Here is a 25,034-nt window from a genome sequence, read left to right as displayed (position 1 = left end):
TCTCTCCCCCTTTCCTAGTTCCTCATCACTAATTCCTGATAGATAATGTAAACGAAGGATATGATTTGCTGGACCAGGCTGAAAAACAATAAACCGATAAAAGCCATAAAGCCCATCGCAACAACCGTCAGAATGATAGTCCCGATCGTTTTGGACGGCGAAAATTGATGCACCGTCATATTGCCGACAAACAGCAGGAAGATCGACCAGGCGACGGCTAAGCTGTTCGAAAAATAATAAAAAGCGGACTCCTGCATGGAAATGACGTTGCTTAGCCAGATCCAAGGGAAATTGATCACAACGAGCGGGATTAAGGCAAAGCAGGTGGAAGTGAAGATTTCGGCAAATTTTCCTTCCCCGTCCATCAGCGTCGTGAGCGACCAGTTGGCTACGCACCAGAACAAGACCGGCACGACTACATACACGATTTCCATGAAGCTGTTCATGTAATCCGGATTAAACAAATTCACGACAAAGCCGCTGTATTGAGTGCCTAAAATATTGGTTAAAGCCAGCAAAAACAGGATGGCAAACGAAATGATCAGATTGAGCTTCTGACTGCGGTCATATTTCAGGTCCCAGTAGCCGTTAAAAGGATGGACGATGAGATTTAACGGGTATTTGACCAGCTCTTTATTCAATAGAAACACCCCTTTTTCTTCCCATCGTTTTCCGGTACTTTCTTACCGCCAGGGCGCCGGCTGCAAGGATGACGATAAGAGTCATGATCGTGGCGAAGTGCTCCCTGAGCACCTGCTTGCGGTAGAGCAGAAACGCCTTTGAATAATTTTTTTGATCCATGCTGCGTTTAAAATGCTTCATCGCCTCGGCGTAGTCCCCTTGCCTGAGCAATGCCTTGCCGATGCCTGCATAAGCGAATTCAAGATTCGCGTTCCTGTTAATCGTCTGATTAAACAATTGAAAAGCCTTCTCTTCCTCGCCTCTGTAATAGCTTCTGACCGCTTCGTTGAGCGTGCGGCCGTACTCCGTCGTCCGGAATACCGTAATCTCTCCGAGCGCTTTATCAAGGACAAGGAAATCGTCTCCAACCCGCTCGATCGCCGCCGGTGTTTTGAATTCGCCCAATTGGTTGCCCAGCCCGCCAAAAACATACATGAAGTGACCGTCTCCGCTGTAGGTGAAAATCCTTCCCCGCTTGGAATCCAGCACGGAGTACATTTCGCTGTCTGCAACATCGATATCGATAAGCCGGGACGGGCCAAGATCGATCGAAAAACGAATGTCGCCTTGCGGATTGAAATAGCCGGTTCTCCGTAAAATATCGTTGCCCTGCGCATTCAGCTTTTTAATGTTATTGCCGAAGGAATCGCCGTTCGTAGCGTAAATGAACCCTTCGTCATCCATATCAAGGTTAGTGAACTCCGTCGGCGTGAACATGACCATCTGGCTTCGCTGCGCCTTCGTCGACAGCCGCTTCCAGAAGTACTCGACCGGGTCGATAAAAACACGGTTAGCGCCGATAAAGGATGTAAACGCTCCGTCCGCGTTAAATTCCATGAAACCGTCGAATACGCCGGTTGCCATCACATAAATCCGCTGCGCCTTATCCATAATGACGCGGACGGGCTGAAACACAAAATTCTCCTTCAGCAGCTCGGATTCCGGCGCTTCAACGATTTTCACCAATTTGAAATTCCGGTCGAGGTGAACGACCCTTTTGTTGCCTGTATCGGCAACCAGCACCTGCTTGTCCTCCGTTACGAACAGGCCTTGCGGATTCAGGAACGTGTCCGCCTTCCCGTCCCTCTCAAACGAAGCGATCGTGGCGACCGGCCTCAGCTCCTCGTCCAGAACGACAATCCGGTTGTTGCCGGAGTCCAGTACATAGATCTGATGGTCAGGCGTAACATGAATATCGCTTGGCTCCTTTAAGGGGCCAATCCCAAGGTCGGGGCCGCTTAACAAATCCGTTGCCTGATAGGCTGCAGGGGAAGCGACGGTATCTCCCCAGAACGAATAATTATAGGAAGAGGCACCGTCTTCCGCATGGACCAGCGTTCCGCCCGCGCTTACGCCTATCAGACAGCAGAGCGACACCAGGAGGTGAGCTTTCATGTTTTGCAATCTTCTAAACATCGTGTACGGCTCCCTTCTATTCCTTCATCCCGGAAGTCGCCATCGTCTGAATGACGCTGCTCTGGGAGATGATAAAGAGCGATATGGGAACAATCATCAAGATCAGCGCGACTGCCGCCCCAACCCCTGCTCTGGCAATTCCCCCTAGCGTAATCTGACCGAGTGCATAGTGAAGCGTCTTGAGATTTTCGCTGTAGATAAAGCTGCCTCCGTCGGTTCCCCACAGCATCGGAAATTGCAGGATCATCAGCGTTAACCATGCAGGCTTCACGTTTGGCATGACAATGCTCCAGTAAATCCGGTATTCGTTCGCTCCGTCGATCTTGGCCGCTTCGAGCAAGGCGTCCGGGAGCTGCTCCATAAATTGCTTCATCAGAAACAGCCCGAGCGGAAACGCCAGCGACGGCACGATAATGGATGCATGCGTGTTAATCCAGCCGAGCCACGACATCACCATGTAATTGGGGATAGCTGTTACGTGCCCAGAAAACATCAGGGACAGAACGACGATGGAAAACAGCGTTTTCGAGCCCAGAAACCGGTATTTGGCCAGCGGATAAGCCGCCGCCGACGCCAATAAAATATGCCCGGCTGTCCCGACAACCGTAATCAGCAGCGTATTGGCGATATAACGCGAAAGCGGCACCCAGGAATTCCCCATCAAAGCCACCAGGTCGTAAAAGTTATCCAGGGTCGGATTGTTCACGAAAAACCTCGGCGGGAAAATGAACAATTCGTCGAGCGGCTTAAAAGCATTGTTCACCGCATAAATTAACGGCAAAGCCATAAACGAACCGAATAAGGCAAGGAGCGCGAACAGCAAAAAGCTGACGGTGAAGGAGCGATTGAGCTTTTTTGGCGTTCGAAAGGCCGCCATCATTTTCATGACCAACGTCACTCACCTACCTTTCTTAATGCTTTTTGCGTCAGCATGTTGGTTCCGATCATGATGCCGAAGAGCACTGTCGCAATAGCCGACGCATAGCCCATCTCGAAGCGGATCGTGCCGAAGTCCATCAGATGCGTTACCACCGTATGCGCAGCATAGTTAACGCTCGGGAAGCCCGCCAGCGCAATCGAAATATCGGCTACCGCAAACGATCCGGTAATTTGCATGACGGCGCCGAACAAAAGCTGCGGCCTCATGGAAGGCAGCGTAATGAACCATAGCTCCTGCCAGCGGTTTTTGATGCCGTCTACCGCCCCAGCTTCAATCAGCGACCGGTCGATCGTCTGAAGGCCGGCGATAAAGGCCAGGAAGCTGGTTCCGAGACTCAGCCAAAGCTGAACGATCATGACGATGGTTAAAATATATTTCTCGTCGAGCAGCCATTGAATCGGCTCCAATATAAACCCGGTTTTCATCAGGAAGCCGTTCAAATACCCGTATCTGTCACCGGAAAATACGATCAGCCAAATGAAAAACACGTTTCCCGAAATCGCCGGCGCGTAAAAAATCAGCGTCATGAACGCCCGGACCTTAGGCGCAAGCTCGTTGATAATCCAGGCAAATACGAAGCAGGCGATGTAGCTGACCGGGCCGGTAATGACCGCGAACATAAAGGTGTTTTTTAACGCAATCATAAAGATATCGTCGTTCAGAAACAGTCTTGAGTAGTTCTGCCAGCCGACAAACCGCGGAAATTCCAGCATATTAAAATAGAAGAAGCTTAGTCCTAACGAGAAGACTACCGGAATGACGGTAAACATAAAGAAAATAAGCATGTAAGGACTCATCAAAATATAATAATGCTTGTTTCGTTTCAGCTCGCCCATCACATAAGCCAATCGGGATTTCTTCCCCGGAAGAATGGAGCCCTTAATGGCTGGTGCGGTTGTTTCTGCTTGCATCGGCGTCCACCCCCTTACTAATACGGTAAATTAAATTCTTTCCGCTTGATCTCGATCTCATCGTTAATATAGAGGATGTAATCAGAGAAAGCTTCGCGGGGATTCTCGCTTGCGTTCACGACTTTCCTGAAGGCATTGTCCAGATGTCTGCCCGTGAAATAACCGCCGGGAACTTGCGGAATGCCTTTGACCCACTGCCACTGGCTTTCCAGATTGTTGTAGTCCTTGACCGGCCAAGGCAATTCCTTCAGCGCTTCAATATTTGCCGTAGGGTACCGCGCCGCCTCGCCCATCAGTCCTTCCATCTCGCGCCCGTAGGAAATTTGGGTATCCTTTTCCGTCCACCATTTCATAAATTCCCAAGCCGACTCTTTATCGGCCGAATTCTCAAGCATCATGGCCGCGGTCGTGTGGCTCGCCACTTCATTTTTGACCGTGCCGTCCGCCTGCTTCGTGCCCGGAACGATGGTGAAGTCCCATAAACCCTTAATTTCCGGAGCCATCACCGTCAGCATGTTATACGTCGTATAGTCGGCAATGCCGATCGGCATCTCGCCGGTTCTGAACCGGTTCGGGAAGTCGGCCTGCAGCGGGAATTTGTAGCTGGTATAAAATTGCGTCCATTTTTTGAAGGCATCCATTGAAATTTCGGAATCGAGCGCGCTTTTCTTATCGTCGTCCCGATAAAATTCGCCGCCGTTCTGATAAAGCAGCATCGAGAATGTTGCATTCGGAACCAGGCTCGCATTCGTCGCTTCAAGCGGCAAATAAAACTCCATATTGTGCTTTTGCAAAACCGAAATCATGTTATAAATGTCCTGCCATGTTTTGGGCGGGGTTAAATTCAGCTCCTTCAGAATATCCTTGCGGTAGAACAGCATCGGGAACGTTTGCTGCTCCGGAAGGGCGTACACTCCCTCGTCATACTTGTAAGGCGTAAGTCCGCTGTCGCGGAAGCGGGAAGCGACTTCACCGTAATCCGCGAATTGCGTCAAGTCGGCGGCAGCGCCCCTCATGGCATAGTTCACGGGAATGTCCTCGCCGATCTGCATGGCCACATCCGGGCCTTCGCCGGCTAGCGTTGCCGGGAGCAGAATGTTGCCCGGAACGAGCCGCAGCTTGACGGAAATATCCGTCTCCGGTGTAAAGGAATCGTCAATCAAGCTCTTCAGCACTTGCGCCTGATCGCGGCCGGTCGTCACCCAGACGGTGACCGAACGGTTTTTTTCTCCGGTGTTGCCGATGCTGTCATAATCCTCCGTATAAGAAGCCGCATAGGAGCCAAGCTCGTGACCGACCTCTTCCAGAAGGGTGGCCTCCGCTCTCGGAAGCTTCCGGTCCGGTGAAGAAACAACAAGATAGTCAAGCGTAAGCGGCTGTTCCCTTACGGTTAAAATCCACGTTCCCAGTCCTCCGACATTCACCTTGAACGCATCGAGGCGCTTCGCTACCGTCTCCGGATACTCCACCATATCCTTCAGCTGGCGGACCATGGAGTGAAGAACGGCTACCTTGTCGCTTCGCTCGCCTGTCGCCTGCTCCAGATAGTCCGCGACTTTTTGGATCGTTTCGGCTTGTTCGGAGAAAACCTTTGTCATGTCGGGAATCCGCTTCTCCAATTGATAATCGCGAAACGGATCGGGCGAATTTGACGTAATCATCAATATTTTCCGGTACATCTCGTTCAGCTGCAGCACGCTCGACTCGACCGTCTGAAGCAAAGGCGCGATTTCGCCGAGGGAAACCATCATGCGAATCCGGTGGGTGCCTTTGGTCAAATGATACAAATAAGGTTCATCGCCGCCCAGCACGTTCATCTGCCATTCCCTTGCAAAGTTAAAACGGATTCGTTTCATTTCCTCGAACGGATATTGGCCGTCGATCATTAAACTCCGCGTCGCATAGACGCCGCGAAGCTGGTTCTGCTTTTGTTTTAAAGCGATTTGATACAGACCGTCCTCCGCCGCCTCGAATTCCCACTCGATCCACTGCCCGGGCAGCTTCCAGTTCAGCCCTCCGATCGTGTTCATTCTGATCTTGGATACATCGTATGGAATAACCGTCGGGCTGGACCTGTCGGACACCGGATATAAAGTCGGAGAAGACTTGAGAGTTGCAGCCTCCGCTTGAATGACAATGGATTGGTCCTTTACAGGCTTTACACCTTCGGCTTCATATTCGCTCTTCAATTCCTCATAAGTTTTTAAATGCTGACTCTGGTACAGCTCAATATAGTCAATGGCCATCGGTTCCCTTAACGCTGTCAAAGATAGCTTTTGTGTGCCTTTGTCGAAATAGAAGGAATACGGCTCATCGTAATAACCATACCGGTCAATGAAAGCCGCGACTTGCCATGCCGGCTTCTCTACCTGTCTCGGACGCAGATCGTTGCCTCTATCGTCTCTCCTGATTTCCTCATCGCGATCTCCCCAAACACGGTCGAACAAAATAATATCGGCGCCTTTAAACGGGATCTCCTGATTAATAGAAAACTGCCTTTCGATGGCCGAGCTCTTCCCTTCTAACGGGTAATAATGAACTCTTACGTTGTACAGACCAGGCTGATCGATTTGAACGTCCCAGCCAATGGTCCCCGACTCCGGCGTCATGACGGCTTTTCCGTCCAGCCCGTAAAGCTGTTCTGCGACTTCAAAACCATCCCCTTCGGTTTCGGCATAATCCTCTCCCTCGATCCGGATGATCTCGTCCGGACGATTCGCAGTCGAATGAGCTTTCAAATAATTGTCATAGCTGCCTTCTGCGGTCGATTCCGTAATCGCTTCAAAATCGGTCATCGCCTGGACTTGCCCGCTGCCTGCCGAATTCGAAGGGTAGAACGCCCAAATGGACAAAAAAAATACGGCGAGAACCAGGATGATTATCACGTAGTTCTTCTTTCTGATGTTCAACGTTTCTCCCCTCCTGCTTCAAGAAGTTATTGATATCCAGTAACAGTCCCCATTTCAGAAAATTCCGAATGGGGACTGTCCGTCAACCTTTGGTTACGAGCCTCCGTACACTTCGTCAATCGCGGCCTGGAACACCGGCTTATACTTCTCGACGACGGTGGATACCGAAACCCCGCTGTTCAGCTCGCCTACGAAATCATAAAACTTCAGATTCGGAAATGTATTGTGATCGAGAACCAGCATGTTAGGCGCTACCATCTTGGCGTTATTAATGTCATCTTCATTCGTGAACAAAGTCTCATAGAAGCCTTGGTCCGGATAATCATAGACGGAATCGATGTCGTTGATTTTTTCCCAGATGTACATAAGCTGCTCCGGATTTTCTACCGCTTTTGGAATCGTCAAAGCCTGGAACAGCGCCTCGGCGGAATGGTAAGTCGTCGCATTCGGTCCCTTAGGGAACGGAACGAAACCGATCTCATAGTCCGGCATATCCGTCTGGATGCCGCCAAGCTCCCACAGAGCTCCCGCATACATAAGCGTGTTGCCTTGACGGAAAAATTGGCCGGGCTCCGTCCAGTCGCCGCCTTCCGTCGGTCTTGCAATTTGCTCGGTCGCCAGACGGGAAACGAAATTCAGCGCCTCGGTCGTAGCAGGATCCTCGAGATTTTGCTTATCCCCTTTGGTCAGGCCCGTATTGTTGGAATACAGGGCATGATCGATGAGCGATGAATTCGCAAGTCCCCAAGTATCCAGCTTGCCGTCATTATTCGTGTCTTTGTTGGCTTCCTTGGCTGCTTGAATAAACGAATCCCAATTCCAGTTGTCTTCGTTCACATAATCTTGAAGCGATTTCAAGCCAAGTTGATTCAAAAGCGTACGGTTGTAGAACACGCCTTGGACCAGATTCGCGTGACCTTCGCTGAACCCGTAACCTCTGCCCTCGTACGTGTAATATTCATTCGTGACCTTCTGGTTGAAAGCGACGGGATTTTTCGTATACTCGTCGATTGGCCACAGCAGGTCCTGCTTCACAAGCGTAGGAACCGTATACGTTTTGCCCATACGGACGATATCGCCGATCGGCTCGCCCGCCAGCAAGGAAGCCGTCACCTTCTCCTGATACTCGCCGTAGTCGATCGCGACATATTCGACTTTGAAGTTATGCTTCGCCATGAGAGCATCCAGATTTTTTTTGCGCTGAATGTTGTCCGGATTGTCTTCCGGAATCGTCATATCCCACCACGATACGATTTTGATCGTTTTGCCGCCAAGATCGAAATCCATCTCCGGCGTGCTGTATGCTTCCTCTTCGTTGTTGCCGGCCGCGTTGTCCGGTGTCTCGGCTGTGCCGTTGCCCGCGCCGTTGTTTGCGCCGGTATTGGCTCCGCTATTTGCCCCGGTGTTCGAGCCGCCGTTTGAGCCTCCGCTGCAAGCCGATAGTACAAAAACTAACGCGAATAACAGAACCATCATTTTACGAATCCGCATGCTGAATCCCCCTCATGAATTGTGAACACAACCAAAGTTTAGCGCTTACATTATTCATCAACAACCTGCCGAAAACGAGATTTTCCACCTGTCAAATGATAGGTTGTGCGTCCCTGTTTCGACTCCGCAGCCGCAAAAAAAGACAAGAAGTAAACATCTGCTAGCGAAATAAAGAAAAGCACATTGTTAATCAAATGCGATTTTTACATAATGAAAGCGTAATCTTTTTGCAGCATGAGGGGAACCGGCATGTAATGAATGCAGGTGGGGGGTATACATTGTGTATAGGGTACTGTTTGTTGAATTAAATCGTCATTCGGGCGAAAAGACACCGTATGAGCTGGATTGGAAAGATCTGGGGTTTGCTTTGGATGCTTGTGCGCGCGGTTCCGCAGACGCCATGTCGCTGCTTGCCGAGCAGCCATATTCACTAATCGTGATCGATATGTTTGGCGCGCACGACGAGGGTATGGAGCTGTGCGGGAAGCTCCGGAGTAAAAGCGGCATACCGATTATCCTTATCGGCGGCAGCAACGACTTTCAGCTTGCCAGAAAGGCGATGTCCTATCAAGTGAGCGACTACTTGCCCAATCCCTTGTCGGCCGATGATTTAAGGACAAGCTTGCTGACCGTAAAGCGGGCTCTTGTGTCCGTGCCTTCAGCGAATTATAAAATGCCGGCTCTATCTGTATCTGAAAGAGACTCTTCATCTGTGGCCAACGTGATCGATAAAGTGAAGGAGTATGTGGAGGAAGCTCTGCATCAGAACATTACGTTGAAACAAATCTCCCATATCCTTCACTTCAATTGCTCTTATCTGGGGCAAAAATTCAAGATTCATGAAAACATGACCTTCCTCGAATATCTGCTCCAGCAGCGTATGGAGAAAGCAAAGCATTTGCTCGAGCATACCGATATGAAAATTTATGAAATTGCCGGCGAAGTCGGATACACCGAAATGGATTGGTTCTACAAAAAATTCAAGTCGTACACCGGTGTAAGCGCTAACGAATACAGAAAGAGGATCTCGATTACGGCGTAATCCTTAATGGATAACGGTGATGTTCATGCCTAGGGACCTTCGCGCCGGGGATACGCATGAAATGGATTTTCTCCAGTTATTTTCACCGCTTTTCGTCATCTCGGAGTTATAACTGGATTTTGTGTAGTTAAATCCTTACTAATCCCGAGTTTCGCCGCAAAGCCGAAAAATAATTGTAGAAAATCCAGTTATTTCGCCACCCGCCGCCGATTGCTATAAATAGACGCATAAAATCCAGTTACTCCAAAACACACTCATCCCATACTTAGCATGCAGCAAGAAACAATCGAGATTAAAATAGAGAAATGGCGGTACAGGAAAACCCCGTACCGCTTTATTTCATGTTAATATCCATGTTTCCGGCGATCTTCCCTCTTTGGGGTCAGCCTCTGTTTATGTCTTCTATCGCGTCTGTTCAATGACTTGGAACAAGCTCCAATACCCCGATCCCGGTCATATTCATCCACGATAAACCCGACGTATCGTTCCAGATGGCGACGCTGTCGCGTACCCCGTCATCGTTCTCATCGTTGTTAACCTGGACGTCAAAGCCGATCAGGCTGCCGTCCTTCGGCGGCGTGCCCGTCCAGGCGATGGACGCTTCGATCACGTAGCCGTCAGCCGTACGCTTCGCAGCGGAAATCAATTTAGCCGTTGACGAGTCCGGGCTGACGGATTTTTCGTTATCGAAATTGATCCGGAACTGCCCGTCGTCCGGATCGTAAACGTCCGTTCTTGCATGGTTCTGGTCCAGGAAGATTTCGACCGAATCCTGCTCCCATACATTCGGGCTGCGCTTCGTCAGCAGCGAGTCGGTCACCTCGGCGAATACGTACAAGCTGCCGCCATCCCAGAGCGTCCGTACCTTGGCAGTCGATCCGGATGTTCCAATGACCCAGCGGTCAGCGGCCAGCTCCTGCGCATCGTTCCATACGGTATCCCTATTGCCGTCGATGACAGGCGTTCCTTTTACCGCTTTTGCGGTGCGGGGGCCTTCGACGAGCGTCAGCACGCCGAACCGGGAAGTATCCGTATCCTGACCGTTATGGATATCGTTCCATGACGTCTTTGCTTCGGCATCTCCTGAGCGGTCGACAATGCGCACATCAAAGCCGATCGTCTTGCCGAGCGCCGCATCGTCCACTGGAATCGACGCTTCGATCCGGTAGCCGGCTTCGGTCTTGACTGATTGGTACCGGGCCGGCTGATGCGGATTCGCCCCGCTGCGGCGGAAGGTATACTTCTTATCGTCCGACTCGTACGCAGCCGTTTTACCGTTATTTCCGTCGATATAGATTTCGACCGCATCATTGCCGTTCACTGTCGTATCCGGCACATCGACCCAGACATGCAGAAGACCTGCTTTCCATAGCGTTTTATAGCTCGCTGCGGTCTCGCCAGCCTTCTGGACGGATACTTGCTTCGCCCAATTCCATGCCATGTCCGGATTGCCGTCGGCCTTTACGCTGCCTTCGGCGGCCTTCGCCGATTTCGTCTCGACCGGCACCTTGATCGGGTCCACAAGAGCCCAGTAGGCATATTTCGCCTGAAGCCTTTCATCGAACAGAAGCGGCCAGTTGTTGCGTGCGACCGGGAAGGTTCGAAGCCAGGTGTTCCAATCGTCCTTGCCCCAGAAAATAACGGCTGTAATTTGATCGGCATGCTTTTTGAACACGTCGAATATAGCTCTGTAACGATTAGCTTGTTTAATCTGCAAGTCAAGAGGGAACGTTTCATAGGATTGCGAATCGTTTGTATATACACTCATGTCCAGCTCGGTAATTTGCTGCTCGATGCCGAGATCCCGGAACGCTTCGATCATATCGTCAAGCTCCTGTACAGCCGGATATTCGATGCCGATATGCGTCTGATGGCCGATGCCGTGCACCGGGATGCCCTTCGCCTGTAACCGCTTGATTAAATCGTACAAAAATTGCCGCTTGTCCGGAATATGCGTGTTATAGTCGTTAATGAACAGCTCCGCATCGGGATCCGCCGCATGCGCGTATTCGAACGCCTTCTCGATGAATTCTTCGCCCGCGATCTGGTACCAGAGGCTGTTCCGCAAGCCGTTCGGCTGGCGGTCTCCAGGCTCGATTACCTCGTTCACGACATCCCAAGCGTAAATTTTTCCTTTGTAACGTCCAACGACCTCATCGATATGCCGCTTCATTCTCGCGAACAGTAATTCCTTGCTTGCCAGATTGCCCTGCCCGTCGTAGAACACCCAATTCGGTGTCTGGGAATGCCAGATCAGCGTATGACCGCGGGAGGAAAGACCGTTTTCCTCGGCGAAACCAACGATTTTATCCGCACGGGTAAAGTCGAACTGGCCTTCCCTAGGCTCGGTCGCGTCCCATTTCAGTTCGTTGCCGGCCGTCAAGCTGTTAAAGTGCTTTTTGAGCAGCTGCGCATCCGGACCATCAGGATCTTCGATTTCGTTCACAAGCAAGGCCGAGCCAAGCAGAAATTCGTCGGCAAATACATCCTTCAGATTCGGAATGTCGTGCTGGATCTCGATTGGAACAGGGTCCGGCACGCGCTCGATTAGAAAATCGTCCACATAGAAGGAAAGCGTAGGGTTGTCGAACGATTCCAGGTATACGCCCGCGTTTGAAACGGGATTCTCCAGCGTATACTGGCCCGACAGCTTCACCCATCCGTCTGCCGACGCAGACTTGGACGTCACGGACTCATAGTATGGCTGGCCGTCCGTCGTCCGCTCTATAAGCATGGAAACGGCAGATGCGTTCGCGCCTGCCGGCAGACGAACCCAAGCGGATATGCCGTAGGTTTTGCCGACTTGCATAAAAGAAGTTACATCAAGCTTTGGTCCGTTCCAGCCCTGCGTCCTGCCTGTAACCTGCAAGCCGTAAGAACCCGTATGAGCTGCCTCGCCGACCGCCGTCAGCACCTCGTTGCCTCCCCGGCCACGCCAGCCTTGCACAGTCCCGTCCTCGAAATCGGTGGCGATTCTCTCGAAGTCGCCGGATGAGTCCGCATTTGCCGCTGTCTGTACGGAAGACGCGTCCTCCGCGCTCGTACGCTCCGCCATGGGGCCGACCGTTATAACGGTCAGCATCAGGATGACAGCCAAGCCGGCTGCCATCATTCGATACATGCCTTTCATTTTGTGAACAACACCTCTCCTTAGACAATATTCCATATCAAACTCCCCTTTCGGGGAAGCTGCATGGCAAGCTTTGGCCATCCGGAAATGTTGATGCGCTCCTGTTTTCTCTAGCTGACTTAAAAAGCGGGCTGAAGAGACGGCAGCCACTCCGGCCGATACGGTTATCCCGTCTTTAACCCTTCTGACGGGTAGAGGACAATACGGCCATCCTCCATCTCCACTCGGACTTTGTTGTTGTCCTTAAAGCCGTCTGCGTCAAGAAAGCCGGAAGGAATCTGCAGACGTCCCGCTTTGTCCAGCACGGCGTATTCCAGGTGGCTCTCGGCCTCTCGTGCTATGCTTTCCGCATCCAGCATGGCCATCTCTTCGGCGTACGAAATTTTTCGTATCATTTCCGCCGAGGTTTTGCCGTCCCGGATTTGGACGACCCGGTCCACCTTTCGGGCCAGCAGCGGATCATGGGTGACGATAACGATCGTAATGCCGACGGTCCGGTTCAGCGTCCGGAACAAATCCAGCACCTGATTCGACGTACTCGTATCGAGCGATCCCGTCGGCTCGTCGGCGAGCAGCAGCTTCGGTTCATTCGCGAGCGCGATGGCGATCGCCACCCGCTGCTGCTCCCCGCCGGACAGCTCGCTAAGCTTATTGTTTATGCGATGGCCTAAGCCTACCGCTTCCAGCAGCTCCATAGCGCGGGCCCGCCGGCGTTTGCCGCGCAGCAGCATGGGGAGCTCCACATTGGCAAGGGCTGTCAAGTAAGGAATCAGGTTTCGGGCGTTGTTCTGCCAGACGAAGCCGACCGTATCGCGTTTGTAGGCGACCAGCTCCTTTTCCCCGAACTTCAGCAAATCTTTGCCGTCTACGAGGAGCTTGCCGGCCGAAGGCTTGTCGAGGCCGCCAAGCATATTAAGCAGGGTCGACTTGCCGCTGCCGGAATTGCCGATAATCGCCATCAACTCCCCGTCCTCAACCTGCAAATCAAGTCCCTGTAAGGCGAATACCTCGAGATCCGCCATTTTATAAATTTTAACGAGTCCTTCGCATTGAATCATCGTTACTCCTCTCCCAGCTTCAGCGCTTGCGCAATCCGGATCCGCGATAAGCGGTATCCAAGTATAAGCAGTCCGGTCGTCAGCGTAAAACCGACAATCCCATACAGCTGCAAGTAATCGCCAAGCCGATGGACAATCTCGAACGGCGGCACTTGATCCGCAGTCGCAAAAGATATTTCAAACAGCGGCACGAACAAATCGCTGACCAGGTTGCCAATGACGACGCCGAGAATAACGGCTGCCCCGGAGGTGAAAAGCTGTTCGCTGACCAGCATGCCGATAATTTGCGGGAACGGAATGCCCATTGCCCGCAGCACGCCGTATTGGAGCGTCCTTCCGGATAAGGTCAGCACCCAGAAAAGCAGAAATCCGAAGAAGCTGATCAGCATCGAAATGACGAACCCAAGCGTCATGACGCCGTTAACCGCCAGCCGGAACGGATCGTTCTTGGACTCGATCAGCTCCTGTGTGGCATCGAGAAGGCCGGTAATCCGCAAATTTTTCTCCGCCAGCTGGTCGTAGATGGACTGACTGGCTGCGCCGTCCTTCAACTTCAGCCATACCTCATACGGTTCGACCGCCAGCCTGTTCTGAATCGTCCCCAGATGGCCGACGATCAGATGGGGAGCCTCGGCCTCTCCATTATCTCCGCCAGGCAGCGGATTCCAGCTCGGCCAGTAATCGATGATGCCGTACACGATGAACTGCGCCTGGTCGAGGCCGTCCCATGAAATACGGATGTAATCGCCCGGCTTCGCTTTCGCTTTTTCCGCTAGCGAACGGGAGATTAGAACCGCCTTCGGATCCGGCGCGATCAGGTTCAAATAGCCGTTGATCGGATGATCGAGCAGTCCGTCCTTCATCCAGGCCGTCTTGCCGAAATCCATCGTATCGATACCCATCAGCTCAGCCGTGCCGCTCGTGCCGCTGCCTGCCGTCACGAACCGCGCATTTTGTTTCCTGAATACCTTTGCGGATGCATCGACGCCTTCAAGCTCTTCGAACGGAAGGAACGGCGGCTCGGTATATTGGACGCGCCTCGTATCGGTTACTCCTTGACCGGCCTGTTCCTGCGGCGCTGAAGACCCGTTTACGGGCGGCGGAGCATCGCTTTCCCAGCGAGTCGAAATCGCCATATCGGCACCGACCGCGTATCGGATCTTGCTTTCCATGTTGTCGTTGATCGTCCTCGCCGCATTTGCGCTGAAGAGTCCCGTCGCTACGGTCATAATCAAAAACAGCTTGATCGTCTGGTACTGACCGGATGATCGGCTTATTTGAACAAGCGTATTATAAAGCGCAGGCGACCACCATTTGCGGCCGGCCAAATAAACGAGCCTGATGAACCAGGGATAAATCCGCAGCAGCAGCAAGCCTCCGCCAAGCGCGAACAGCGAGGGCATAAGGAACAGCATCGGGTCGAGCTGCAGGGCGTCCGAATCGAGCCCCAGCCGCTGCAGATCATCTTGTCTCTTATTGAAATTGTAAAGCAGATAGACCGACACGCCGACCAGAATCAGATCAAGTCCGGTTTTATGCCATAATGTCGGCTTGTTCAGCCGCGCATTCTGCTGCTTGTGGCTTACAATGCTGACACGCGTCGCCATAAATGCCGGTATCAAAATAAGGATGATGGCTGCGGCCACCGCCACTGCAGACACTTTGTACGCTCCGCTTGTCAGGCTGACCTCAAGCGCCGACCTTTGAACGAACTCCAAAAATCCGTTTGATGCGCCGAGCACCTTTGTGAAAGAAAGTCCGAGGAACGGCCCGACCGCCAGCGCGCTGAGCCCGAGAAACAGACTTTCAAGCGTATAGGCCGTCATAATCTGCAATCGGCTGGCCCCGCGGCTGCGAAGCACGGAAATTTCCGTCTTTTGCCGCTCAATAATCAGATTGGCAGCCATATAAAGGTAAAAAGCCAGCATCAGCATGACCGGCGAATATAACGACAGCATCATCAAGTCGAGCTTCTCCTGTTTGCCCTGATACGCAGATACGGTCGGGGCAGCCGGAATTTGGATCTCCTCGACTCCAATTCTCCCGCGGAAGTACCGCCGAATATCTTTATCGGCCTGTACGAAACCGTCGATCGCGTCGACGGACAGCTGTTCATAATCGAGAGCGAAGCGCCATTCCAGATTAGACAGCCTCGTCCTGCCGCCCTCCGTAAATTCGCGTTCGAACTGCTCATACGGAATAAGAAAGCCATCACTGTCTTCATTAGTCAGAAACGGTAAATACGGATCGGCGACCGGATCCGTCTCCATGATCCCGACCGGTATGATGCGAAACCTGGTCTCCTTGTCCGGCGACTCCGCAATCAGCTCTTCGCCGATATCCCGTTTCACGGCGATCAGAAATTTTTGCGTGACCAGCGCCTCCATGACATCGTCCGTTCGGTCAACCGGCATCCGGCCGTCGATCAGCTTCACCCGATTCCCCATTCCGGAGAGTGACTTGATGCTGCCGGCCGCCTTCTGGGACTGCCTCTCCTGCTCTGAAGCGTCGGCTCCATATACCTTCATCCGCTGTGTAGAGCGCTGCTGGTAGAACGACAACGCTTCGAGCCCCGTCCGTTCCGGAATCGAGCGGACGAACCGGTCTGCCTTCCTGATCGCCTCAATCGTTTTCTCGTCCTGCTTTTCAGCGGAGACGCTTGTGATGATCCGGACAAAACCGGGAAACACGCCGTCTTGATGCTGAACCGACTGAAGCTCTTTGAGCAATGTCCGCTGCAGGATGGCTTCGGAATACAGCGGCATGGAGCTGAATAAAGCCACACATACGGTAAGGCCGATCCATAAATTGAGCTGCAGCCACTTGTTATTTGCCATCTTGCGCAGAATCATCGTCCATAAGGCCATACATACACCCCATCCATGCACCCGGCCAAACCGGGCATTCATTGTTCGTTAATTGTTCAGAATGACCTGCTGGCCTTTCTCAAGTCCCTTGACGATCTCCGCCTCGGTCGGCGTAACCAATCCCAGCTCAACGTCAACCTCCTTGCGGCGTTCGCCGTCGGCAACCTGCACGTAGCTGCGGCCCATATAAGAACGGATTGCCGAACGCGGCAGCACAATAACATTCTCGCGTTTCTGAAGCTCGATCGTAAGCTCGGCGCTGTTTCCGATATGGATGCCATCCGGCTCATTGTCCATGCTCATATAAATCGTCACCGCATTGCGTTCGGCCTTTGCGTTGTCTGCTGCGGCAGGCACGTCGGATGGCGACTGCAGCACCTTGCCCGTATACGCCTTTCCTTTATATTTCAGGCTGACCGGCATACCGGCCTGTACGGCCTGCAGCTCCTTCGTCTCGGCGGCCACATACGTTAACCGCATACGGGAAGTATCCGCTATGGACACAACCGCTTGATAGGCATTGATCGGGTCGCCTGCGTTCAACGTCTCGACAAAGGTCACCGTCCCCGAAATGGTAGCGTACAGCCGCGATTTCTGAAGCCGGCTCTCCATCGCCTCAAGCGACATCGTCTCCCGTTCGAGGTCGATTTCCTTCAAGCGCAGATCGGTCGCGCTTGCGCCGGCATCGCGCGCCTGCTTATACAGCAGCTGCGCACGCTCCACATTAAGCCTCTGCAGGCCGGTCTGAAGCTGGAGATCCCCCATCTCCAATTCGGCCAACAGGTCACCCGCCTTCACCTCTTGGCCGACCGTAACGTTGATGGACTTCAGGCGTCCGCCCGAATCCTTAAATGAAAGATTTTCAGCGCTTGCGGATACAAAATGGGCCGTTCCTTTAAGCGAAGTCTGAATGCTCCCGAGGCCCGCCTCCACAATGTCCAATTGCTCCCGAGCCGGCTGTACGAGCGGCGGCTGAAGCGCTTCGTGCTCGGCCGGGAGCAGGCTGCATCCGGAGAGCGCCATCGTTAAGGCGAGCGCTGCGGCTGCTCGTCTCACACCGGGAAATCCTGACTTCCTTCCTTTAACCGTTGGTCGTATGCGAAACAATTTTTCCATCCTCCAATGCAATAACATGATCGACAAGCTCCATAATGCCAGGATCGTGCGTCGTCAGAATAACCGTCATACCGGATCGGGTCACAAGCTCGCGGAATACGCGCATGACCTGCAGCCCCATCCTGCTGTCGAGCTCCGCCGTCGGTTCATCGGCGATGAGCAGCACGGGCTCATGAGCGATGGCGCGGGCAATTGCCACACGCTGCTGTTCGCCGCCGGACAGCTCCGCCGGCCGGTGCTTCATCCTCTCCCGCATGCCGACCTGCTCCAGCGCGCGTTCGGCGGCGGCCCGGTTGCCTTTCACCGGCGTTCCCGCGACGCGCAGCCCGAACTCCACGTTCTCGTAAGCGGACATAAGCGGGATCAGGCCAAATGACTGAAACACCAGGCCGATCTCCTTACGCCGCAGCGCATTGCGTTCCTTGCCCGGCATGCCCGTGATTTCCCTTCCGCGGAAAATCACCTGTCCTTCGGTCGGCTCGTCAAGCGCGCTGAGCAGATTTAGAAGAGTCGTCTTGCCGGAGCCGGATCTTCCCTTAAGCGCCACCATCGAACCGGCCGGTATTTCCAGATGAACGTCCGACAAAGCGGTAACGGCTGCATGGCCTTTGCCGAACACCTTCTTCAGACCGGTCGCCTTCAGTATCGGTTTGCTGTCGTCTTCTATTACTCTCTCTGCCAACTCCGGCATGGCTATCCCTCCGTTCTTCAAGCGTCCAAAGCGCCGAATCAACTGTATCCTTTTCAATTTTAGCGCTTTCATTTGGCAAACAGTACCCGTTCGTTTCTTGTTTGTTCACCCTAGAAACGATAGATTAAGGCCCCCCTCCTAGCGTAAGAATGAAAAAAACTATATTTTTTCGAGCAAATACTGTATTTCCTTAAATGCCATTGATGATATGATGAAAGCGAATTCACTAGCATTGGAGGTTCATTGAAATGACAAGTGCAAAACAAGGTGCTTTTTATACGGGAGAATACCGAAACGTGTTCAAAGAGCTGGGCTATACGGAAGAAGCGGTCAGCGAAAAGCTTGAACAGGCATGGTCCGATTTGTTCGATGGAGATCCGGATGTACGAATCTACTATCCGCTCGGCGACGATATGGGCTATATTCTCGACACCGGCAATAGCGACGTTCGGACGGAAGGCATGTCGTATGGCATGATGATGGCCGTTCAAATGAACGAGAAGGACGTGTTCGACCGGCTCTGGAATTTCTCCAAAACCTTCATGCAGCATACGGAAGGCCGTTACCGGCATTACTTTGCCTGGCACTGCAAGCCTGACGGCACCCGCATTTCCCAAGGGCCTGCCCCCGATGGGGAGGAATTTTTTGCGATGGCGCTTTTCTTCGCCTCCAACCGGTGGGGAGACGGCGCCGAGCCGTACAATTATTCCGAGCAGGCGAGGATCATCCTGCGCGCCTGCGTGCACAAGGGCGAGCAAGGCGACGGCGATCCGATGTGGGATCCGGCAACGAAACTGATTAAATTTATACCGGAATCCCCGTTTAGCGATCCGTCCTATCATCTTCCTCATTTCTACGACTTGTTCGCCTTGCAGGCGGACGAGCAGGACCGTCCGTTCTGGAGGGACGCCGCCGCGGCCAGCCGGGCTTATCTGCATACCGCATGCCAACCGGACTCTCTCCCGAATATGCGAATTACGACGGAACGCCGGCAGAACCTCAGCGCCACGGTGATTACCGGCATTTCTTCAGCGACGCTTACCGGGTAGCCGCAAACATTGGTTTGGACTGGGAATGGTTCCGTGAGGACCCGTGGCAGGTCGGGCAGTCGAATCGTCTCCAGCACTTTTTCCGACATATTGAAGTGTCCGATTACCGGCGGTATACGATTGACGGCCAGCCGTTTGAGGAGCCGTCCCTGCATCCGATCGGGCTTCTGGCAACGAATGCCATGGCCTCGCTGGCCGCAGACGGCCCCGATGCCGGCCATTTCGTCCGCCTGTTCTGGAATACCCCGCTTCGCAGGGGCGTTCGCCGCTATTACGACAATTGCCTTTACTTTTTCAGCTTGCTTGGATTAAGCGGGAACTACAGAATTTATAAAGAAACGACGAACTAGAATTCGAGTGTAAGAAAAAAACTGCGCCATCATGGAAGGCGCAGTTTTTTCTACCATTATAGTTTTCAAACAATGGATATAGCAGCATCGCAGCTTCGGTGCGGCCCGCCGTGTCGGCAGGCTAGGGAAGCTGCGCCATTCTACTGCATTCAATACATCAGATTAGCAAGAACTAGAGACGGTTAGCCGTTCTGCTGCAGTTCATGCAGTGGAATCAAACCAAAACGGCTATAGGGGCTGTGAATAGAGAATTCTCCTGCAAAAGTGCAGCACAGCGCAGCCAGCCACCTTTCATGTAAGGTTCCTGATGCCATTTGTACAGCAGAACGGTGAAAGCTGATTAAAGCTGTTAATCACCGCTTTCCCTTCATTGACCAAACTGCCAGTAGTCGAGATCAAATAACGTTTGGTTCGGCTTTCCTTTAAACACAAAATAGAGATCGTGAACGCCTTCGGCTCCGACTACTGCCGTTTCCGCCCCGGCCCAATTGCTCCCGCCGCCCGTCGAAGGTACTTCAAGCACCCCGATCAGCTTGCCTTCCGGACTGTCCAGATGCAGCTCAATGCTGCCGCCTTCCTCTGCGCTCGACACTCCTGCCTGAAACGAGGTTGCCCCGCTGCCAAAGTCCACATTGGCAACCGCCATCCAATCTCCATCTTCAATACCGGTTACCGCCAGCTTCACAGGCGCGTGATCCGTGTCGTCCGTCTTGAGCGGCTGCACAGCAATCCCCGCATTCCAGGCCATCGTCTCCGCTTCGACCCGGATATACGGATCGAATAGCTTTACAGGCTCTACGCCTTTCATATCGGCGGAGATTTCCCCGACGGAGCCGTCTGCGTTAAAGAAAACCCGGTTCAGATGAGTCGAACGGTACCCTTTCGGAACGCCCATCGCTTTGGATAACGTTTGTGCGTGATAGGCCATGTACCAGGCGTTATGGAATTTAAACATGGCGTGGTGGTTATTGCCGCCGACCCCGAAGAAGTGCCCCGGATTTTTTAAGATTGTCCCCTGGTACGTCCACGGCCCCATCGGGCCGTCGCTCGTCATGTAGGCAATCTCGCCGGCCGGAGGACTTCCTTCCGGACGCTCTCCCTTGTAAAAATTGGAACAATAGGTAAAGTAATAAACGCCATTATATTTGTTAATGCCGGCATCCTCAAACATATAAGGAGCCGAAATTACCTCCGCCTCTCCGACAATGCTGATCATGTCGTCGCCAAGCCGGATTACGCGTGCGGTATTCGGCATCTCGTGCTCACCTTCCGGAACGCCCCCGCCATAATAGAGATAGCCTGTACCGTCGTCATCTACCAATACGGCAGGATCGAATAACCAGGTCACACCTGCAGCGGCCGGCATCGATCTTGAAATAAGCGGTTGTCCGATCGGATCGATCCACGGTCCGGCCGGACTGTCGCTCGTCAATACGCCGATGCCGCTGGCATTATTGGCGAAGTATAAGAAAAATTGGTCTTTGCCGTTAATGACCTTGTGAGCGGCTGCCGGAGCCCACGATTGTGTCGCCCATTTGGCTGCGCCTTCCGGACCTGCCGCGCGGATCTCGCCATGATCCGTCCAGTTCACCAGATCGTCGGAAGAAATAACCGACAGCTTGTTAATACTGCTGTACGTATTATCCTTGACGCTTCCGTCCTCGCCGTATTCCAGCACGTCGTTCGTCGTGTACAAATAGACGCGATCCCGGAATACGAGCGCATACGGATCCGCACCGAATCTATGAGAGACCAGCGGGTTGCCGTTTGGAGGAAGCTTGCCGATTGCGCCGGTTCCCTTTTTCAATTCTGCATTCATCTTGCTCAACTCCCGTTTCTATAATAATCTGGTAAATCGTATAGATTGTAACGCTTGCACCGTGCTGCAACAACCCGCCGATAGCTGATGAAATACCCGGCATTTGATAGGTTTTTCAACAAGAAGAAAATCCGGACATGCTCCCGCTCATCCGGTCATGTGTTTACGTATAATGACTATCGGTCAGCGACAGGGTGTCGCGGTATTCCTGAGGCGTCAGCCCGGTTGCTTTCTTGAAAAATCGCGTAAAAGAATGTGCAGCCTCGTAACCGACGAACGCCGCCACCTCCCGCACCTTCAAATCCGCATCTCCCAGCAGCTCCTTTGCCTTTCTAATCCGGCATTTATCGATGTACTCGGACAGATTGATTCCATGCTCCTGCTTGAAAAAGCGGGACAAATAAGACGGATTGAAATAATGGATTTCCGCCAGCCGCACCAAAGATAAATCCTCGCTCAAATGCTCCCCGATAAATTGGCAAATCCGCTCGATGATATGGGAGGCCCTGTCCCGCTCATCTTTGCTTTTGAAGGCAAATATCGATTCCGCGATTTGCTTCAAATAGTGGAAGCCTTCTTTCATTGAGGCATGATCGTCGAGGCGCATCAGCCTTCCGTGATCGTCGATTCGTCCGTGCAGCCCCAATCGGTTGATATAAGAGAGCAGAACAAGCGATACGGAATAATAAGCTTCAATCGTCCTTTGGGCGTTTCCGTAAGGAGTCAGCATAGACTGCGACAGCTCTTCCAGCTCCTCGAAAAATTCCCCCGCCCTTCCCGCTTCCAGATGGGCTTCCATGCTTCCGGCTTTATGACTCAGCACAAACCCCTCTTTCATCGGTGAGCTGTCGAATACTTCGGATCGGTCTACCTGAATGATAGAAATGCCGTCACCGATTTTCAGCTGCTGAAGCTGGCGAAGCCTCTCGTACTTCGGAGTGACTTCTCCCCATTCGCAAGAAGCTCCGCTGATCGTAAAGCCGATCATCAAGCCGAGCGAGGCCTGACAGGCTTCTTGAATAAGCTCCAGCGTCCCCTCCAAGAAACGCATGAAATGCAGATGGAACTTCTCTTCCGTGCCCTGCGAAGTCTGCAGAAACCATAAAATGTCCCCATGCTTGTCCGCGATCCCGATGCTGCGGGTCTGGTCCGTCATGAAGGAATTCCATATCATTCTGGCCGAAGCGAGCAGCTCGTTTTTTTCAGTGTATCCGCTTCCTTCCGGATAAGAGAGCCGGCCCAAAACCAGCACGACAGGCAGCTTCGGATCCAGAACAATCTTTAACGCCTCAAATTCCTTGACCAGCATTTCCTGATTTTTCGAAAAATGATGACTATCCAGCAGAAAATGCCTGAAATAATCCCCTTGTGCCATAAATTCAAGCGTAACCGACTGCTCGCGGGAACGCTCAACCAGTTGATTCATTTGAATGCCATGGTTTAATTCCTCTATGACCTCCTGCACGGTCTGGGTGACCTTTCCGTACCCTTCCGTTTTTAGCAGGTACCGGACGCCCGGCATTTGGATGGCTTTATAGGCATAATCGAATTCACTGTACCCGGTGAGGAAAATAATTTTGCATCTCGGCCAATAAGCTTGAATTTCTTCCGACAGCTCCATTCCGCTCATCCCGGGCATGCGGATATCGGTCAGCACGATATCGATCCGTGTACGCGACAGCCAGTTCAGCGCTTCCTTACCGGAATAGGCTCTGCAAATATCAAGCGCCTCCGGCATAAGCCGATGGAACACCTCGTATAGACTATCCGTAATAATTTCTTCATCGTCGACGATTAGCAGTCTATACATTCTGACTCTCCTCCCGCCTGATTCGAATCTCGGCCTTCAGCCCATTCAGCTCGCTTCTGGATAGAAACAACCCGCTTCCTTCCCCGAAGGTTAAAACAAGCCGCCGATGAATATTGATGATGCCCGTCATTTCATAAGCCTCATCCGTTCGAAGGAGCTTGTCCCTTAACCGGTCCATATCGGAATCGCTGATGCTGTCTCCATTATCCTCTACGATAATTCGAGTCTCGGCACGTTCCATTTCGAATGAAACGCGCAGCAAGCCTTCCTCCGTCATTTTCTCAAGACTATGCTCATAAGCATTCTCGATAATAGGCTGAAGAATCAATCTCGGCACCTTAATCGTTTCCATTTCCTTCGGCAACTCGTCAAATTGGACACGGATACGTCTGGAGAACCGGAGCTTCTGGATTTCCGTATACATGCGGGAATGTCTGACTTCCTCCGACAAAGACACATGGTCTTCCCCGTTCCGGGTAATAAACCTGAAATATTCGCCAAGCATATTCGTAAACTGCTCAATTCTGTCGATATCCCCGGTTTTGGCCAGAGAGTTTAGAATGAAAAAGCTGTTATACAGAAAATGCGGATTAATCTGGGACTGGAGCTGCTTAAGCTCCGCCTTTTGCATCATCATCTTTTGTTTGAAATCCTGGTCGATCAGGCTTTGCAATTTCGTAAGCATATGGTTAAACCTGGTATATAAATAGCCGAATTCGTCTTTTTGTTCATGTTCGATTTGAATGTTTAATGCGCCCCCTTCCATTCGTTTAAAGCTCTGCACAAGAAACAGCAGCGGTTTATGGATAATCGTGTAAGAAGAATAGGAAAAAATAACGACGGCAAATAAAGACGTCAAGGCGAACACCCAAGCCCATCTGTAAAAAATGGTCAGCGGTCTTTTCACCGTTTCTTCCGGCAAATACGTAGCGACGGAAAGCCCCAGCTTGTCGGAGGAGGTTTTGTCAATATGGTACGTTTTGCCGTCCATCTTCAACAAAGAAGTATGTTCACTTGCTGTAATCATTTCCTCCACGTAGTTCCGGATCGCCGAATCCGACTCCTCATGGCTCATTAAGGCGAACCCCGTCGTCTCCGAGATGAGAAAGGAGCCGCTCTCCGGATAAATGTTGATCTGATGCAAAGATTCCTTGAGCCTTTCCGTGTCCAGCTCGATTTGGACAAGAACTAGAGGCTTCTCTCCCTTTTTCCCGCTCTGCTTGGAGGCGCTGAGATGAAGCGTGTTATTCCAATTGTTTAGCCGGCTTTCCTTCTTATCTGCATTGGCGAGAAAATAATTGTACCTTCCCCAGTCAAAATCATAGACGGCTTTGGATGCGGAAACCGTTTTGCCGATCGGACGGATGTGCACATAGATATCTTTAATATAAGGGCTGCTATTTTGAAAGGAAGTAAGCCGGTGCAGCAGCCCGTTCAAGCTGGACCTTTTGTCTGCGTTGTCCATTGTCCCCCACATAGCGGCGAGCCGATTCAGCTCGCTATCCTTCAAGAGGTCGTACTGCTGAAGCTCCATCCAATCGACTTCGCGGTTTAAACCGTCCAAATAATAGGTCAATTGTTTAACGGTCGCTCTCGAAATATCCTGACTCGCATTTTTGTAGCTCCAGTTATACAAATAGACCCCTAGCAAGATAATGGGGAGTACGACAAAAAGATAAGTCGCGACCAAGCGGACGAAGATTGTATTACGCAAGGATATTGCCGGAATTTTAAGCAAGGTAACGCCTCCGTTG

At 52.1% G+C, this 25,034-nt stretch carries 15 protein-coding genes and 1 pseudogene; 2 read left to right on the top strand and 14 right to left on the bottom strand.

Translation table 11 applies throughout. The features are described from left to right. Nucleotides 1-14: 14 nt before the first annotated feature. From KP806_RS00435 to KP806_RS00410, 6 genes are all read right to left on the bottom strand, one after another. Complete coding sequence (locus KP806_RS00435) at nt 15-641, bottom strand: YIP1 family protein (protein WP_224721587.1); 627 nt, start codon at nt 639-641, stop codon at nt 15-17. Then, nucleotides 634-2,097, bottom strand: coding sequence for a hypothetical protein (locus tag KP806_RS00430; RefSeq protein ID WP_224721586.1), 1,464 nt, complete (start codon nt 2,095-2,097; stop codon nt 634-636). Before KP806_RS00430 ends, KP806_RS00435 begins: the two co-directional genes overlap by 8 nt. A gap of 16 nt (nt 2,098-2,113) precedes the next feature. Further along, nucleotides 2,114-2,983, bottom strand: coding sequence for a carbohydrate ABC transporter permease (locus KP806_RS00425; RefSeq protein WP_224721585.1), 870 nt, complete (start codon nt 2,981-2,983; stop codon nt 2,114-2,116). Nucleotides 2,984-2,991: 8 nt separating this feature from the next. Further along, a complete protein-coding gene (locus KP806_RS00420; protein WP_224721584.1) occupies nt 2,992-3,948 on the bottom strand; it encodes a carbohydrate ABC transporter permease in 957 nt (318 codons plus the stop codon). Between the two features lie 17 nt (nt 3,949-3,965). Further along, entirely contained in the window at nt 3,966-6,857 is a 2,892-nt protein-coding gene (locus KP806_RS00415; protein ID WP_224721583.1) for an extracellular solute-binding protein, read from the bottom strand. A 93-nt stretch (nt 6,858-6,950) separates the two neighbouring features. Beyond that, entirely contained in the window at nt 6,951-8,348 is a 1,398-nt protein-coding gene (locus KP806_RS00410) for an ABC transporter substrate-binding protein (protein WP_224721582.1), read from the bottom strand. A gap of 280 nt (nt 8,349-8,628) precedes the next feature. Between KP806_RS00410 and KP806_RS00405 the strand changes: the two genes are divergently transcribed. Continuing rightward, nucleotides 8,629-9,390 (top strand): helix-turn-helix domain-containing protein, encoded by a 762-nt coding sequence (locus tag KP806_RS00405; protein ID WP_224721581.1) that lies wholly within the window; start codon nt 8,629-8,631, stop codon nt 9,388-9,390. A 415-nt stretch (nt 9,391-9,805) separates the two neighbouring features. Here KP806_RS00405 and KP806_RS00400 read toward each other — a convergent pair whose 3' ends face one another. The 5 genes from KP806_RS00400 to KP806_RS00380 form a co-directional block, all read right to left on the bottom strand. Further along, the gene (locus KP806_RS00400; protein ID WP_224721580.1) at nt 9,806-12,520 is read right to left on the bottom strand and encodes an endo-1,4-beta-xylanase; all 2,715 of its coding nucleotides are present in this window, start codon (nt 12,518-12,520) and stop codon (nt 9,806-9,808) included. Nucleotides 12,521-12,684: 164 nt separating this feature from the next. Next, complete coding sequence (locus KP806_RS00395) at nt 12,685-13,578, bottom strand: ABC transporter ATP-binding protein (protein ID WP_224721579.1); 894 nt, start codon at nt 13,576-13,578, stop codon at nt 12,685-12,687. A 2-nt stretch (nt 13,579-13,580) separates the two neighbouring features. Further along, nucleotides 13,581-16,445 carry an ABC transporter permease gene (locus tag KP806_RS00390; protein ID WP_224721578.1) on the bottom strand — a complete coding sequence of 955 codons (2,865 nt, stop codon included), beginning with the start codon at nt 16,443-16,445 and terminating at the stop codon, nt 13,581-13,583. A 48-nt stretch (nt 16,446-16,493) separates the two neighbouring features. After that, the gene (locus tag KP806_RS00385; protein ID WP_224721577.1) at nt 16,494-17,501 is read right to left on the bottom strand and encodes an efflux RND transporter periplasmic adaptor subunit; all 1,008 of its coding nucleotides are present in this window, start codon (nt 17,499-17,501) and stop codon (nt 16,494-16,496) included. Between the two features lie 25 nt (nt 17,502-17,526). Continuing rightward, complete coding sequence (locus KP806_RS00380) at nt 17,527-18,252, bottom strand: ABC transporter ATP-binding protein (RefSeq protein ID WP_224721576.1); 726 nt, start codon at nt 18,250-18,252, stop codon at nt 17,527-17,529. A gap of 248 nt (nt 18,253-18,500) precedes the next feature. Here KP806_RS00380 and KP806_RS00375 point away from each other — a divergent pair. Continuing rightward, nucleotides 18,501-19,651 (top strand): annotated as a pseudogene (locus KP806_RS00375) (glycosyl hydrolase family 8). A gap of 367 nt (nt 19,652-20,018) precedes the next feature. Here the strand turns inward: KP806_RS00375 and KP806_RS00370 are convergent. The 3 genes from KP806_RS00370 to KP806_RS00360 all read right to left on the bottom strand — a co-directional run bounded on the left by KP806_RS00370 (nt 20,019) and on the right by KP806_RS00360 (nt 25,018). Continuing rightward, nucleotides 20,019-21,470, bottom strand: coding sequence for a glycoside hydrolase family 43 protein (locus KP806_RS00370; RefSeq protein ID WP_224721575.1), 1,452 nt, complete (start codon nt 21,468-21,470; stop codon nt 20,019-20,021). A 163-nt stretch (nt 21,471-21,633) separates the two neighbouring features. Beyond that, nucleotides 21,634-23,280: a response regulator gene (locus KP806_RS00365; protein ID WP_224721574.1), complete on the bottom strand. Its 1,647-nt coding sequence runs from the start codon at nt 23,278-23,280 to the stop codon at nt 21,634-21,636. Continuing rightward, nucleotides 23,273-25,018 (bottom strand): sensor histidine kinase, encoded by a 1,746-nt coding sequence (locus tag KP806_RS00360; protein WP_224721573.1) that lies wholly within the window; start codon nt 25,016-25,018, stop codon nt 23,273-23,275. The genes KP806_RS00365 and KP806_RS00360 overlap by 8 nt, the downstream gene beginning before the upstream one ends. Between the last annotated feature and the right edge of the window lie 16 nt (nt 25,019-25,034).

It is taken from the genome of Paenibacillus vietnamensis (assembly GCF_020169515.1).
Lineage (GTDB): Bacteria > Bacillota > Bacilli > Paenibacillales > Paenibacillaceae > Pristimantibacillus > Pristimantibacillus vietnamensis.
This window is presented reverse-complemented; position numbering and strand designations above follow the sequence as displayed.

Coding starts and splice junctions, on each gene's coding strand:
- KP806_RS00430 (WP_224721586.1), bottom strand. CDS start 2,097: ATGTTTAGAAGATTGCAAAACATGAAAGCTCACCTCCTGGTGTCGCTC.
- KP806_RS00370 (WP_224721575.1), bottom strand. CDS start 21,470: ATGAATGCAGAATTGAAAAAGGGAACCGGCGCAATCGGCAAGCTTCCT.
- KP806_RS00425 (WP_224721585.1), bottom strand. CDS start 2,983: ATGAAAATGATGGCGGCCTTTCGAACGCCAAAAAAGCTCAATCGCTCC.
- KP806_RS00410 (WP_224721582.1), bottom strand. CDS start 8,348: ATGCGGATTCGTAAAATGATGGTTCTGTTATTCGCGTTAGTTTTTGTA.
- KP806_RS00365 (WP_224721574.1), bottom strand. CDS start 23,280: ATGTATAGACTGCTAATCGTCGACGATGAAGAAATTATTACGGATAGT.
- KP806_RS00400 (WP_224721580.1), bottom strand. CDS start 12,520: ATGAAAGGCATGTATCGAATGATGGCAGCCGGCTTGGCTGTCATCCTG.
- KP806_RS00380 (WP_224721576.1), bottom strand. CDS start 18,252: ATGCCGGAGTTGGCAGAGAGAGTAATAGAAGACGACAGCAAACCGATA.
- KP806_RS00395 (WP_224721579.1), bottom strand. CDS start 13,578: ATGATTCAATGCGAAGGACTCGTTAAAATTTATAAAATGGCGGATCTC.
- KP806_RS00420 (WP_224721584.1), bottom strand. CDS start 3,948: ATGCAAGCAGAAACAACCGCACCAGCCATTAAGGGCTCCATTCTTCCG.
- KP806_RS00390 (WP_224721578.1), bottom strand. CDS start 16,445: ATGGCCTTATGGACGATGATTCTGCGCAAGATGGCAAATAACAAGTGG.